This is a genomic window from Streptomyces sp. NPDC026575, from assembly GCF_055567415.1.
In genome coordinates this window covers 382752-395772 of record NZ_JBVHQM010000004.1, presented here as the reverse complement: position 1 = coordinate 395772, position 13021 = coordinate 382752, and the positions used below count along the sequence as shown (strand labels likewise).

The following is a 13021-nucleotide window of genomic DNA, read 5'->3' as shown; positions in this document are numbered from 1 at the left end:
CGGGGAATGCTTTCCCGGAGGGGCATCGGGGTTGGGGGGGGGGGGGCCGGGGGCCGCCCGCCCCCACCACCGGGACAGGTCTTCGGTCGGGGCTCGGCGGGCTCAGCCGCGGATGATCGCCAGGGCCTCGTCGCGGGCCCGTTCGGCGGTCGCGGCATCGCGGGCCTCGACGTTCAGGCGGAGCAGCGGTTCGGTGTTCGAGGGCCGTACGTTGAACCACCAGTCGTCGGCGGTGACGGTCAGGCCGTCCAGCTCGTCGAGGGTGACGCCGGGGCGGCCTTCGTAGGCTGCCTTGATCGCGGCGAGGCGGCCGGCCTGGTCGTCGACGGTGCTGTTGATCTCGCCGGAGGCCGCGTACCGGTCGTACTGGGCGACCAGCTGGGAGAGCGGCCCGTCCTGGCCGCCGAGGGCCGCCAGGACGTGCAGGGCGGCGAGCATGCCGGTGTCGGCGTTCCAGAAGTCGCGGAAGTAGTAGTGCGCGGAGTGCTCGCCGCCGAAGATCGCGCCGGTCTTGGCCATCTCCTCCTTGATGAAGGAGTGTCCGACGCGGGTGCGGACCGGTGCGCCGCCGTTCTCCTTGACGACCTCGGGGACGGACCAGGAGGTGATGCAGTTGTGGATGATCGTCCCGCCGGGGTGCTTGGCCAGTTCGCGGGCGGCGACCAGGGCGGTGATCGCGGACGGGGAGACGGGGTCGCCGTTCTCGTCGATGACGAAGCAGCGGTCCGCGTCGCCGTCGAAGGCCAGGCCCAGGTCGGCACCGACCTCGCGGACCCGCGCCTGGAGGTCGACGATGTTCGCGGGGTCCAGCGGGTTGGCCTCGTGGTGGGGGAACGAGCCGTCCAACTCGAAGTACATGGCGTCGAGTTCGAGGGGCAGCCCGTCGAAGACGGTGGGGACGGTGTGGCCGCCCATGCCGTTGCCGGCGTCGACCACGACCTTCAGGGGGCGGATGCCGGACAGGTCGACGAGGGTGCGCAGATGGGCCGCGTAGTCGCCGAGGACGTCGCGCCGGGTGACCGTGCCGGGCGTCGCGGCCGGCTCGGGGGCGCCCGCGGCGGACCAGCGCTCGACCAGTGCGCGGATGTCGGCGAGGCCGGAGTCCTGGCCGACGGGGGCGGCGCCGGCCCGGCACATCTTGATGCCGTTGTACTGGGCCGGGTTGTGCGAGGCGGTGAACATCGCGCCGGGGAGGTTCAGGGCGCCGCTGGCGAAGTACAGCTCGTCGGTCGAGCACAGGCCGATCTCGGTGACGTCGGCGCCGCGGGCCGCCGCGCCGCGGGCGAAGGCGCCCGACAGGCCGGGCGAGGAGGGCCGCATGTCGTGCCCGGTCACGATCGCGTCCGCGCCGGTGACCTCGACGAAGGCCGCGCCGAACAGCTCCGCGAGCGCTTCGTCCCACTGGTCGGGGACCACACCGCGCACGTCGTACGCCTTCACGATCTGCGACAGATCAGTCACAGCCAACCCTCCTGTGGAGTCTTTGGGGTGGCTCCAACCTACCGGGCGGGCCGGTGCGGGGGCCGGGGATCCCCTCGCGTGACGCGGGGGCGGCCGGGCGGCTCAGGAGTCCGGTGAGCGCAGCACCCGCAGATGGCCGCGGCGGGCGACCTCCATGGGGCGGCCGTCGCGGTCGCCGGGGGGCGGTGAGCCGTCGCCGGCGGCGCGTTCCTGGGGGCGGGCCGCCTCGCGGACGGCGTTGGCCAGGGCTTCGAGGTCGTCGCCGCTGGGGCGGGCCGGGCCGGAGTCGATGGCGAGGCGGACGACCTCCCAGCCACGGGGCGCGGTCAGCCGCTCGGAGTGCTCGGCGCACAGGTCATAGCAGTGCGGTTCGGCGTAGGTGGCGAGCGGTCCGAGCACGGCGGTCGAGTCCGCATAGACGTACGTCAGCGTTGCGACGGCGGGGCGGCCGCACGCAGTGCGCGAACAGCGACGTACAGGGCTCACGACGTTGGACGGTACCGCACTCTTGAGCGGGCCGCGACGACTCTCCCCCGGCTCACCCAACCGTGTCGTCCCGCTTCGTCCGATGCGTCTGACCTGCACCCGCTCGACCTGACCTGGGTCGGGCGGGCCGCGGTGGGCGGCAGGCGGCGATGAAAGCCGTCACCACTCCATGCATTTCCGGCCATTCCGGGCGAGTTCCGCGATCCGATGCGGGGACGTAAACGAAACCGACACGCATCGGTCCGGTCAGTGGACGACGGCAGCTTCTTGCCGCGGATCGTCGCGCTCTGCCGTGCCGTCAGGCCCGTGACGGCTACGCTCGATGCTGATGGACAGCCCCGTACCTCACCGACCGTCGGAGCCGCGGCTCCGCCGCCGCGACCGCCACGGCCGTGGCATGCGCGGCCCCATCGCGCCGCCCCAGGTGCCGCTGTCGGTGACCCGCGCCGACGCCTTCGTGGATCTTGTGTACGACTCCCGGGACCGGCTGGAGCGGCGCTGGCCGCAGCTCTCCCAGGTCGACTTCATGATCTTGGAGGTGCCCGGTTTCGGCCCGGACGACGGGCCGGACGCGGACGACGGCGAGCTGACCGTCCCGCTGGGGCGGGTGCTGCCCGCGGCCGGCGGACATCGCGACCGGATCGTGATCTACCGCAGACCGGTGGAGATCCGCACGAAGAACCGCGACGAGCGCGCGCTGCTGGTCCACGAGGTGGTGGTCGAGCAGGTCGCCGAGCTGCTGGGGCTCGCGCCGGAGTCGGTGGATCCGCGCTATGGCCAGGAGTAGCTGGTACGTCGTGGATACCCGGGGCGGAGCCGTTGTCGGTTGCGGTTCACGTTGTGCCCATGGTGGGACCTTCAGCGGAATCGGCCCAGGCCCTAGCTGGTACGTCGTGGTTACCCGGGGCGGAGCCGTTGTCGGTTGCGGTTCACGTTGTGCCCACGGTGGGGCCTTCGGCGGAATCGGGGGCCCGGGCCGTAGCCAGTACGTCGTGGATACCCGGGGCGGAGCCGTTGTCGGTTGCGGTTCACGTTGTGCCAACGGTGAGACCTTCGGCGGAATCGCGGGCCCAGGCCGTAGCCAGTACGTCGTGGATACCCGGGGCGGAGCCGTTGTCGGTTGCGGTTCACGTTGTGCCAACGGTGAGACCTGCGGCGGAATCGGCCCAGGCCCTAGCTGGTACGTCGTGGATACCCGGGGCGGAGCCGTTGTCGGTTGCGGTTCACGTTGTGCCCACGGTGGGGCCTTCGGCGGAATCGGGGGCCCGGGCCCGCGCCGTAGGGCCTGTCCCGGGTCGGCGGGACAGGCTCCCTGGCGCGGATCGGGTGACGCCGGTCAGTCCGTGAGCACCGACAGGTCCTGGCCGGCGGTCGGGACGAGGACCGAGCCCCGGTCGTCGGGCATCGGCTGGATGGTGAAGGCCGGCAGCCCGCCCTGGGGCCGGGCCAGCATCCGGGCCGCGTAGACGGGTCCGCTGTCCGCTTCGGGCTCCACGGTCAGCGCGTAGGTGCCCTTGAGGCCCTGGGGGCGGGGCGGATCGACGTCCAGGGCGGTGCCGCCCTTGACCGTGTAGGTCTTCGTGACGGGGATGCCGCCGCCGCTGCCCGCCGACGCGGTGACCTTCACCTTGGCGTCCTTGCCCTTCTCGGGCGCGACCAGCGACAGGGTGCCGCCCTTGTCGCGGTTGTCGGCGACGGTGGCGCGCTTGTCGACCGGGCGGGTCGCGGGGACGAACGCCATCTCCTGTGCGGCGCCCTTGCCGCGGGTCACCCGCAGGGCTGCCGCGACCGGGGCCTTGGAGCCGCCGTCGGCGGGCGTGAGGACCAGCGAGCCGGCCTCGCCCTTGGTGACGTCCTTGAGGTCCACCGCCGTGGTCATCCCGCTCTTGACGTGCAGGGTCTCCAGGCCGGCCGGGGTGATCAGCCCGGTCGGGGTGGCCAGCTGCACCTTCAGGTCGGCGTCGGACTCGCCGGGGGCGATGGCGACCAGCCGGACGGAGGTGGCGTCCTTCGGGATGCCGGGCAGCACCGCGCTCGGCGACGGGTCGGCGGCGGCCGGCAGCCAGTCGCTGCCCAGCTTGCCGTCGCTTGCCTGGACGGCGGCGCCGACCCGGCCCTCCCGGGCGACGACGTGCAGGGAGGCGTTGGTGGTGGGGGTGGTGGTCAGGGTGGAGAGCAGCACCGCGACGGTGGCGTGCGGGGGGACGGTGATGTCCTCGCCGGCGGCGCCGCCCAGCGAGCCGTCCTTGCCGTGCAGTTCGAGGTCGACGACGGCCGGGGTGGCGTCGGGGTTGGTGAGGTGGACGTAGTCCCGGCGGTCGGTGTCGGTGCTGACGCCGGGGAACCAGAACGTGGTGTCGGGGGTGGTGCAACTCAGGCCGAGCAGACCGCGCCCGGAGCCGGCCGCGACGGCGGTGGTCTGCTGCACGGTCCAGCCGGGGGCGAGGGTGCCGTCCGCGGCACCCACGAGGGCGGGGGCGTCGGCGCGGTCGGTGGTGGTGGTGACCGGCTTCCCGGCCTCCTGAAGGGGGAGGACGGGCTTGGTGTCGCGGGGCGGGACGGTGAGGCTGCCGGAGCCTGCCGCGGCGGTCTTGTCGCCGGCCCCGCCCCCCTTGCCGTCCTTCTTGCCCTTGCCGCCGCCGCGGTCGTCGCTGCCGGCGTCCTTGACGGTCGCGGCGGGCACCAGCCGGGCGGTGCCCTTCTTGGTGCCGGCGCCGGCGGCGGCACCCTTGGGGGCGAAGGCGGTGTAGGCGGTCTCGCCGACCTCGGAGGAGGTCGGGGCGGGGCACAGCAGCGCGGAGCGCTGGACGGGCAGCCGGGTGCCGCTGCCGGCGGTGTCCTGGCTGCCGCCCCCGGGGGCCGCGACGGCGGCGACGCCGGTGACGGCGGCCAGCGCGACGGCCACGCCGGCCAGGGACATCATGGTGCGCTTCACTGCGGGTCGCTCCCGTCACGGCGCGGCTCGCGGTAGGAGCCGGAGTACCCGGGGTACTCGGTGCCGTCGTCGTAGGGCTGCTGCTGGGGCTGCGGCGGTGGGTCGGCGTACTGCTGACCGCCGTAGCCGTACGGGTCGTAGGCGCCGGTCTGGTAGGGGTCGGCGGCGTAGTTTCCGGCGTTTCCGGCCCCGTAGAGGTCGGCGGCGCTCTGCCCCTGCTGCGCGTACTGCTGGCCGTAGGGGTCCGCCTGGTAGGGGTCGGCGGCCGGGTAGGGCTGCTGCTCGCCGGCCTGCGCCGGTGGGGCGGCCGGTGCGAGCGGGGCGCCCTGCTGGGCGGTCTGCCAGTCCTCGTAGGGCTGCTGCTGCGGCGCCGCCGCATACGGGTCGCCGGTCCCGGCGGCGTCGTGGACCGGGGCCGGCCCCGCCATCGGGTCCGCCATCGGGTCCGCCATCGGGTCCGCCATCGGGTCCGCCATCGGGTCCGCCGTCTGCTCGCCGGTCCGCGCGGCCGGGATGGTGGGCCCGGCCTGCTCGGCGGTGCCCGCGGCCTCGGCCTGGGCGCGCAGGCGGCGGGCCCGGCGGCCCTCGCCGGTGGCCGCGGCGGTCTGCTCGGGGACGGCGTCCTCGGGGAGGTCGTCGTCGATCTCCCGGCGGCGGCCGGGCAGCGCGAGGACGACCAGGACGACGGCGAGCAGGCCCTGCGCCCACAGCCAGAGGGTGTGGCTGAAGGGGTTGTGGTGGGTGAGGTCGAGCCGGCCGCCGTTCGAGGGCAGCGTGAAGCCCTGCGCCCAGCCGTCGACCGTGACGGGCTTGAGCGGGGTGCCGTCGAGGGTGGCCTGCCAGCCCTCGTCGGCGGTGTCGGCGAGGCGCAGCACCCGCCCGGCGGGCCCGGCGGGGATCTTGGTGTGCGCCTCCACGGGTCCGGACGCGACCGCGACGGGCGCGGCGGCCTCCCCGGCGGCGGTGCCGTCCGCGGCCTGCCCGGACACGATCGAGACCCGCGAGACCCGGCGGTCGACCCGCCACAGGGCGCTGCCGTCCTCCTGGCTGAGCCTGGTCAGGCCCGGGGTGGAGTCCAGCACCCGGCCCATTTCGCGCGGTGCGCCGTCCCTGACCAGGACGTAGCGGACCGCGTAGCCGCCGAGCTGGTTGGTCTGGTCGGCGCCCGATCCGGCGACGAGGTGGGCGACGACGGTGCCGAGCCGCTTGTCCTCGCCCGCCTGGGCGGCCAGGTCGGCGTCACCGAGCCGGGCGCCGGAGCCGCGGACCAGGGTGTAGTCGACGCGGCCGGGCCGGCCGTCGAGGACGAGGGTGCGGGCCCGGTCGGCGCTGCCGGACTCCTCGGCGACGAAGGCCGGGACCTGCTCGGGGTTGCGGCGCTCCAGCGGGCCGGCCGCGCCGGTGATCATCCAGCTGACGGCGGCGTAGAGCGGGGCGAGGACGGACGCCAGCGCGATCAGCACGGCGACCGGTTGCTTCCAGCCGAAGCCGAGGCTGGCCATGCGGGTGCGGATGCCCTCCGCGCCGATCGCGGCGGCGCACAGCAGCGCCAGCCCGTAGACGAGCATCGCGGGCCCGGTCCAGCCGGAGCCGTTGCCGAGCGCCGCACACAGCAGCCCGGTCAGGGCCACGGCCCAGGCGACGCGGATGGCGAGCTGCCGTGCGTCGCGCAGGGTGGCGGCGAGCGCGGCCAGCACGATGCCGAAGAGCAGCACTCCGCCAGCGGCCTTGGGGCCGCCGGGGCTGAGGCCGATGAGGTCGAGGACGGAGGCGGAGCCGGCGCCGTAGCCGAGTCCGACCTCCTGGAAGAAGCGGGAGGGGCTGGTCAGCAGCGACAGCGACCAGGGGGCGAGCACCACGAGCGGGGCGAGCACCACGGCCAGGAAGCGCAGCACGTAGGCGAACAGCTGGTCGCGGTTGCCGCTCCGCTTCGCTCCGCCTCCGCTCGCTTTCGCGTCTTCGGGTGCGGAGCCCAGGAAGCGCAGTACCAGCAGGCCGGCGCCCAGGAGTGCAGCGAGCGGCCAGACGACGGGGGTGAAGGCCGCGGTGAAGGTGATCAGCAGGGCGTAGGCCCAGGTGGCGCGCCAGCTGGGCCGGGTGCCCGCCGGCAGCCGCAGTCCGCTCGCGGCGATCGCGGCGCGCGCGATGAGGGGCAGCAGGATGGCGAGCACCGCGGTGCCCAGGCGGCCGCCCGCCAGCGCGCCGGCGGCCGCGGGCAGGAAGGCGTAGGCGATGCTGCCCCAGGCCCGCAGCAGCCGGGAGGCGACCAGCGGGCGGGAGGCGAAGTAGGCGGTGAAGCCGGCCAGCGGGACGGAGCAGACCAGCAGCAGGGTGAGGGCGAAGCCGGTGGAGCCCGCGAAGACGCTGGAGACCAGGGCGACGACGGCCAGGTAGGGGGGTGCGAAGCCGCTGTCGCCGACGCCGACGGCGTGCCAGCTGTCGAGGTAGGCCGACCACAGGTCGGAGACGCTGCCGGGCGCGGGCAGCAGGGCGCCGCCGGTCAGCGCGCCGGAGCCGAGCAGTCCGCGGCAGGCGACCAGCGAGACCAGCAGCAGGACGAGGAAGAGCACCGGCCCGGGTTTGCGGGCGATCCGCTTGAGCCGGGCGAACTGCTCGATCTCCAGGAAGTCGGCGTCGTCGCCGCCGGGCCCGGACTCGACGGCGCCGTGCCGGCCGGCGGAGGCCACGTCGGGTGCGGCCCGCCCGGCGAGGTTGCCGGCGACCTGTTCGACGGTGGCCCGTACGGTCGCGCCGGGCGGTGGGAAGAGCGACCGCAGTTCGCTCGCTTCCACCGCGGGGCGGCCTCTGCGTTTGCGGGCGGCGAGGATCTTGCCGGGGCGCAGCAGGGTGCCGAAGAGTCCGGCGAGTTCGTCCAGTGCCTGGCCGGGGACCTTGCCGACGAGGTAGGCCAGCACTCTGAGGAAGGTGCCGATCACCAGCCGCAGCAGGACGTACGGGAGGGTCGCGCCGCGGGTGTTGGTGAGCAGGGTGTAGACGGCGCCGGCCTTGTCGACGCGGTGCGGGTTGGCCACCGAGCGGCCGACGCAGTCGATGGGGCGGCGCTCGCGGGCGGCGGCCTCGGCGTGCCGCAGGATGGCGTCCGGCGCGACGAGGACCTGGTGGCCGGCGGCCTGGGCGCGCCAGCACAGGTCGACGTCGTCGCGCATCAGGGGCAGCCGGCGGTCGAAGCCGCCCAACTCCTCGTAGACGTCGCGGCGGATGAGCATGCCGGCGCTGGAGACGGAGAGCACGGGCCGTACCTGGTCGTGCTGGCCCTGGTCCTGCTCGCGGCGGTCCAGGCCGGTCCAACGGCGGCCGCTGCGGGCGATGCTGACCCCGGCTTCGAGCAGCTGGCGGCGGTCGTACCAGCTGCGCAGCTTGGGGCCGACGATGACGGTGGAGGGGCTGGCGTCGGCGACCCGCAGCAGCTCGGCGAGGGCGTCCGGCTCCGGTGCGCAGTCGTCGTGCAGCAGCCACAGCCACTGGACCGGTTCGCCGTGCGGCAACTCCGGCATGTCGTAGGCATCGTCGCGCCAGGTGCGGCTGACCGGGTCCCAGCCGCTGGGGCGGCGCAGGTAGGGCAGGTCGTCGGGGGTGAGCACGGGGGCGGTGCGGACGGCCTCGTCGACGGCGGTGCCGAATCCGGAGCGGCGGGCGAGGTGGAGCACCCGTTGGTCGCCGATCGCTTCGGCGAGGAGCTGGGCGGAGTTGTCCGCGCTGCCGGTGTCGGCGCCGACGACGTTCTGCACCGGGCGCTCCTGGCCGAGCAGGCCGGTGAGCGCGTCGGGCAGCCAGCGGGCACCGTCATGGGAGACGATCACGGCGGTGACCACGTGCCGTGGGAACTCTGGGGTGGCGGCTGCGTGTGAGGCGGCCTGGGCCGCCGACTGGCTGTGCAAGGACATCGAGGTACGGGCCCTCCGGACCCGGGAGTTCGAAGGCCCGCGGCGAAGTCGCTCAAGGCCCCCGCCCCCGGAAGACACTGCGACGGACTACGAGGCGACGCGCGCGCCCGGCGGGGCGGCGGCGCATCTCGGACGGGGCCCCACACTAATGGTTCGTGCCACCGCCCCGGCCGGATCCCCGCACAGCAGTCCGCCTCCGGCGGCCGGGGCGCTGGAGGCGGAGTGTTCGCTATAGGGGGATATGGGGAGTTGGGGCGGTACGGCGGCGTGGTCCACGGGGCCGCGCGCCGTCGGTCCGGACGGCTGCCTGGTCATGGTCAGACGGCGGCCTTCTTGAGCCGGCGCCGCTCGCGCTCGGACAGGCCGCCCCAAATACCGAAGCGCTCGTCGTTGGCGAGTGCGTATTCGAGGCATTCGGACCGGACTTCACAGGCGAGGCAGACCTTCTTGGCCTCGCGGGTGGACCCACCCTTCTCCGGGAAGAAGGACTCGGGGTCGGTCTGGGCGCACAGTGCGCGCTCCTGCCAGCCGAGCTCCTCGTCCGCCTCCTCGACCAGCAATTCCTGGAACAGCTCGGTCATGTGCGCCCCTCGTCTGTCTTTACGTCCCCGTGATCAAGCCGTGATCGATTTCGGCTGAACGACACGAGTGAAATTACAAGTGTGGTGATCCGGGCCAGTCAAGCCGAGATCTGCTATTGAGCCTCTTATTCACTCGGCGGAACCAAGCGGATGCAGAAAGTGTTCAAATCAGTAAAAACCAGGACACTTCCTCGGGCGTACCGCCTGGCACGTCCGCGTCGTCCAGCAAGACGCGATCAGGCGGCGTTCGCGTTGCACCCCGCGCGCCGAAGCGGGGAAGATCACAGACGGATCACAGAGCCGCAACGGCGTTTGTGGGTGCGGATACCGGCCGATGTCTCCGGGGCCGGGACTGCACAAACCTTTCTCCGACCGGAGCAACCGGATGTGGTGAAAGATTCGCGGCAAACCAGACGTCTGGTTGACATCGCGCCCTGAACCCGGTCTCCTTGTCCCCATGCCAGCGACTCCCGCGCCCCGACTGACCCGTGCCTACGGGTCGCTCTGCGCTGCGCAGGCCCGCTGTCGCTGTTCCAGCTGTCGTAGCCACTGAGCTCCAGCTTCTTCGCTCGCACCACCCCCGCAGCACTGCATCGCGACCACCGCGCCGTGCCCCCCACAGGGAACGCCCGCGCCGTGCCGCACCCCTCCCGCGCCGCCCCGGGCGCGCCACCCCAGCACTTGCGCCGAGGAACCCGACACCGATGAACAGCGACGTCCAGATCGCCGGCGACCCCCTCGCCATCCCCCACCTGCTGCCGCCCGTCCCCGCGCACCCGGCCACCGTCGCCGGCTTCGCCGGGCTGGCCCGCTCGATCGCCGCCGACCGCGCCGCGTGGGCCCCGCTGGTCCGCTACGACGCCACCACCCGCTGGTACCACCGGCTGCGCACCGGGCCCGGCTACGAGGTCTGGCTGCTGAGCTGGGTGCCCGGCCAGGGCAGCGGCCGGCACGACCACGGGGCGTCCTCCGGCGTACTGACCGTCCTGGAAGGCGAGTTGACCGAGCGCGTCGGGACCGGGCCGCGCACGCTGGCGGCCGGCGCCCAGCGGGTGTTCGCCCCCGGCTATGTGCACGAGGTCGTCAACGACTCGCTCACCCCGGCCGTCAGCCTGCACGTCTACTTCCCGGGCCTGACCGATATGCCGATGCACCCGAGCCAGGCCGGCGCCGACCGGGCCGCGGCCGCCTCGCCCGAGGTACCGGCCCCCTGACGCACGGTCGCGGGCCCCTGACATCCTGGGGTCATGCGAATCGTGGTTCTGGCCGGCGGTATCGGCGGCGCCCGCTTTCTGCGGGGACTGAAGGCAGCGGCTCCGGACGCGGACATCACCGTCATCGGCAACACCGGCGACGACATCCATCTGTTCGGGCTCAAGGTGTGTCCCGACCTCGACACCGTCATGTACACCCTCGGCGGCGGCATCAACGAGGAGCAGGGCTGGGGCCGTGCCGACGAAACCTTCCGGGTGAAGGAGGAGTTGGCCGCCTACGGCGTCGGCCCCGAGTGGTTCGGGCTCGGCGACCGGGACTTCGCCACCCACATCGTGCGCACCCAGATGCTGGGCGCCGGCTATCCGCTCAGCGCCGTCACCGAGGCGCTGTGCGACCGCTGGCAGCCCGGGGTGCGGCTGCTGCCGATGTCCGACGACCGGATCGAGACCCATGTCGCGGTCGACGAGGGGGGCGAGCGCAGGGCGATCCATTTCCAGGAGTACTGGGTGCGGCTGCGCGCCTCGGTGCCCGCGCACGCCGTGGTGCCGGTCGGCGCCGACCAGGCCAAGCCGGCGCCGGGCGTGCTGGAGGCGATCGCCGAGGCGGACGTGGTGCTCTTCCCGCCGTCCAACCCCGTCGTCAGCGTCGGCACGATCCTGGCGGTGCCGGGCATCCGCGAGGCGATCGCCGAGGCCGGGGTGCCGGTGATCGGCCTCTCCCCGATCGTCGGGGACGCCCCCGTGCGCGGTATGGCCGACAAGGTGCTGGCCGCGGTGGGGGTGGAGTCGACGGCGGCGGCCGTGGCCCGGCATTACGGCGCGGCGCGGCCGCTCCCGGCGCAGGACGGCGGGGAGCGGGGCGCGGGCGGTGCGGGGCTGCTGCACGGCTGGCTGGTCGACTCCGTCGACGCGGGCGCGGTGGAGGAGGTGGCGGCCGCCGGGATCCGCTGCCGCGCCGTACCGCTGATGATGACGGACCTGGACGCCACCGCCGCGATGGCCCGCGAGGCGCTGGCGCTGGCCGAGGAGGTCCGCGCGTCGTGAGCGAGCGAGCCATGGGCGGCCGCGCGCCGCACGCGCGGGGGGCCGGGCGGGGCGAGGTGGCGGTATGAGCGCGGCACGGGTGCCCGGGTATCGGGTGTGGGCGCTGCCGGGGATCCCCGAGGTCCGGCCCGGTGACGACCTGGTCAAGCTGATCGCCGCCGCGGCGACCGCCGACGGACTGCCGCAACTCGCCGACGGCGATGTGCTGTTGGTGACCTCGAAGATCGTCAGCAAGGCCGAGGGCCGGGTGCTGGAGGCCACCGACCGCGAGGCGGCGATCGACCGGGAGACGGTGCGGGTGGTGGCCCGCCGGGGCACGCTGCGGATCGTGCAGAACCGGCAGGGCCTGGTGATGGCGGCGGCCGGCGTCGACGCCTCCAACACGCAGGCCGGGACGGTGCTGTTGCTGCCCGAGGATCCGGACGCCTCGGCCCGCGCCATCCGGGCGGGCCTGCGCACCGCGCTCGGCGTGGACGTCGGGGTGGTCGTCAGCGACACCTCCGGGCGGCCCTGGCGCGCCGGCCTGACCGACATCGCCATCGGGGCGGCCGGTGTGCGGGTGCTGGACGACCTGCGCGGCGGCACGGACGCGTACGGCAATCCGCTCAGCGTGACGGTGGTGGCCACCGCGGACGAACTGGCCGCGGCGGGCGACCTGGTCAAGGGCAAGGCGACCGGGCTGCCGGTCGCGGTGGTGCGGGGGCTGGGGCACGTCGTCGAGGCGGGGGGCGACGGGGCGCGTGCGCTGGTGCGCGGCGCCGAGAGCGACATGTTCCGGCTGGGCACCTCGGAGGCCGTACGTCAGGCGGTGACGCTGCGGCGCACGGTCCGGGCGTTCACCGACGACCCGGTCGATCCCGGGGCGGTGCGCCGGGCGGTGGCGGCGGCGATCACCGCCCCGGCGCCGCACCACACCACGCCGTGGCGGTTCGTGCTGCTGGAGTCGGCCGAGGCGCGGCGGGAGCTGCTGGACGCGATGCGGGAGGCGTGGATCGCCGATCTGCGCGCCGACGGCAAGTCGCCGCAGTCCATCGCCAAGCGGGTGCGGCGCGGCGATGTGCTGCGCAACGCCCCGTATCTGGCGGTGCCGTGCGTGGTCGCGGACGGCGCGCACAGCTACCCCGACGCGCGGCGCGGTGCGGCGGAGCGGGAGATGTTCCTCGTCGCCGGCGGCGCCGGGATCCAGAACTTCCTCGTGGCGCTGGCGGGCGAGCAGCTGGGCTCCGCCTGGGTGTCGTCGACGATGTTCTGCCGGGACGTCGTACGGGACGTCCTCGGGCTGCCGGAGAACTGGGAGCCGATGGGTGCGGTGGCCATCGGGCGCGCGGCCGGGGCGCCGAAGGAGCGGCCGCCGCGCACCGCCGACGACTTCGTCGTGGTGCGCTGAGCCGCACC

General features: G+C 74.1%; 9 protein-coding genes. 4 read left to right on the top strand and 5 right to left on the bottom strand.

Going from position 1 to position 13021, the window contains the following annotated elements; translation table 11 throughout:
- Window positions 1–102: 102 nt before the first annotated feature.
- Both ACZ4NB_RS07910 and ACZ4NB_RS07905 read right to left on the bottom strand, forming a co-directional pair.
- Window positions 103–1461, bottom strand: a complete 1359-nt coding sequence (locus ACZ4NB_RS07910) for a phosphomannomutase/phosphoglucomutase (RefSeq protein ID WP_467659157.1) — start codon at window positions 1459–1461, stop codon at window positions 103–105.
- Window positions 1462–1563: 102 nt separating this feature from the next.
- A complete protein-coding gene (locus ACZ4NB_RS07905; protein ID WP_384433044.1) occupies window positions 1564–2007 on the bottom strand; it encodes a DUF3499 domain-containing protein in 444 nt (147 codons plus the stop codon).
- A 268-nt stretch (window positions 2008–2275) separates the two neighbouring features.
- Between ACZ4NB_RS07905 and ACZ4NB_RS07900 the strand changes: the two genes are divergently transcribed.
- A complete protein-coding gene (locus ACZ4NB_RS07900; protein WP_467659155.1) occupies window positions 2276–2734 on the top strand; it encodes a metallopeptidase family protein in 459 nt (152 codons plus the stop codon).
- Between the two features lie 549 nt (window positions 2735–3283).
- On the opposite strand, the gene ACZ4NB_RS07895 is transcribed toward ACZ4NB_RS07900, so the two are convergent.
- The 3 genes from ACZ4NB_RS07895 to ACZ4NB_RS07885 form a co-directional block, all read right to left on the bottom strand.
- Entirely contained in the window at window positions 3284–4882 is a 1599-nt protein-coding gene (locus ACZ4NB_RS07895) for a DUF5719 family protein (protein ID WP_467659153.1), read from the bottom strand.
- Window positions 4879–8787, bottom strand: coding sequence for a glycosyltransferase family 2 protein (locus ACZ4NB_RS07890; RefSeq protein WP_467659151.1), 3909 nt, complete (start codon window positions 8785–8787; stop codon window positions 4879–4881). Before ACZ4NB_RS07890 ends, ACZ4NB_RS07895 begins: the two co-directional genes overlap by 4 nt.
- 317 nt (window positions 8788–9104) lie before the next feature.
- Window positions 9105–9368, bottom strand: a complete 264-nt coding sequence (locus ACZ4NB_RS07885) for a WhiB family transcriptional regulator (protein WP_003983763.1) — start codon at window positions 9366–9368, stop codon at window positions 9105–9107.
- A gap of 704 nt (window positions 9369–10072) precedes the next feature.
- Here ACZ4NB_RS07885 and ACZ4NB_RS07880 point away from each other — a divergent pair.
- The 3 genes from ACZ4NB_RS07880 to ACZ4NB_RS07870 all read left to right on the top strand — a co-directional run bounded on the left by ACZ4NB_RS07880 (window position 10073) and on the right by ACZ4NB_RS07870 (window position 13013).
- Complete coding sequence (locus ACZ4NB_RS07880) at window positions 10073–10582, top strand: cysteine dioxygenase (RefSeq protein WP_467659150.1); 510 nt, start codon at window positions 10073–10075, stop codon at window positions 10580–10582.
- A 33-nt stretch (window positions 10583–10615) separates the two neighbouring features.
- Window positions 10616–11626: a 2-phospho-L-lactate transferase gene (gene cofD, locus ACZ4NB_RS07875; protein ID WP_467659148.1), complete on the top strand. Its 1011-nt coding sequence runs from the start codon at window positions 10616–10618 to the stop codon at window positions 11624–11626.
- 64 nt (window positions 11627–11690) lie between these two features.
- Window positions 11691–13013: a coenzyme F420-0:L-glutamate ligase gene (locus ACZ4NB_RS07870; RefSeq protein WP_467659146.1), complete on the top strand. Its 1323-nt coding sequence runs from the start codon at window positions 11691–11693 to the stop codon at window positions 13011–13013.
- Window positions 13014–13021: the final 8 nt, after the last annotated feature.

Coding starts and splice junctions, on each gene's coding strand:
- ACZ4NB_RS07900 (WP_467659155.1), top strand. CDS start 2,276: ATGGACAGCCCCGTACCTCACCGACCGTCGGAGCCGCGGCTCCGCCGC.
- ACZ4NB_RS07880 (WP_467659150.1), top strand. CDS start 10,073: ATGAACAGCGACGTCCAGATCGCCGGCGACCCCCTCGCCATCCCCCAC.
- ACZ4NB_RS07885 (WP_003983763.1), bottom strand. CDS start 9,368: ATGACCGAGCTGTTCCAGGAATTGCTGGTCGAGGAGGCGGACGAGGAG.
- cofD (WP_467659148.1), top strand. CDS start 10,616: ATGCGAATCGTGGTTCTGGCCGGCGGTATCGGCGGCGCCCGCTTTCTG.
- ACZ4NB_RS07870 (WP_467659146.1), top strand. CDS start 11,691: ATGAGCGCGGCACGGGTGCCCGGGTATCGGGTGTGGGCGCTGCCGGGG.
- ACZ4NB_RS07890 (WP_467659151.1), bottom strand. CDS start 8,787: ATGTCCTTGCACAGCCAGTCGGCGGCCCAGGCCGCCTCACACGCAGCC.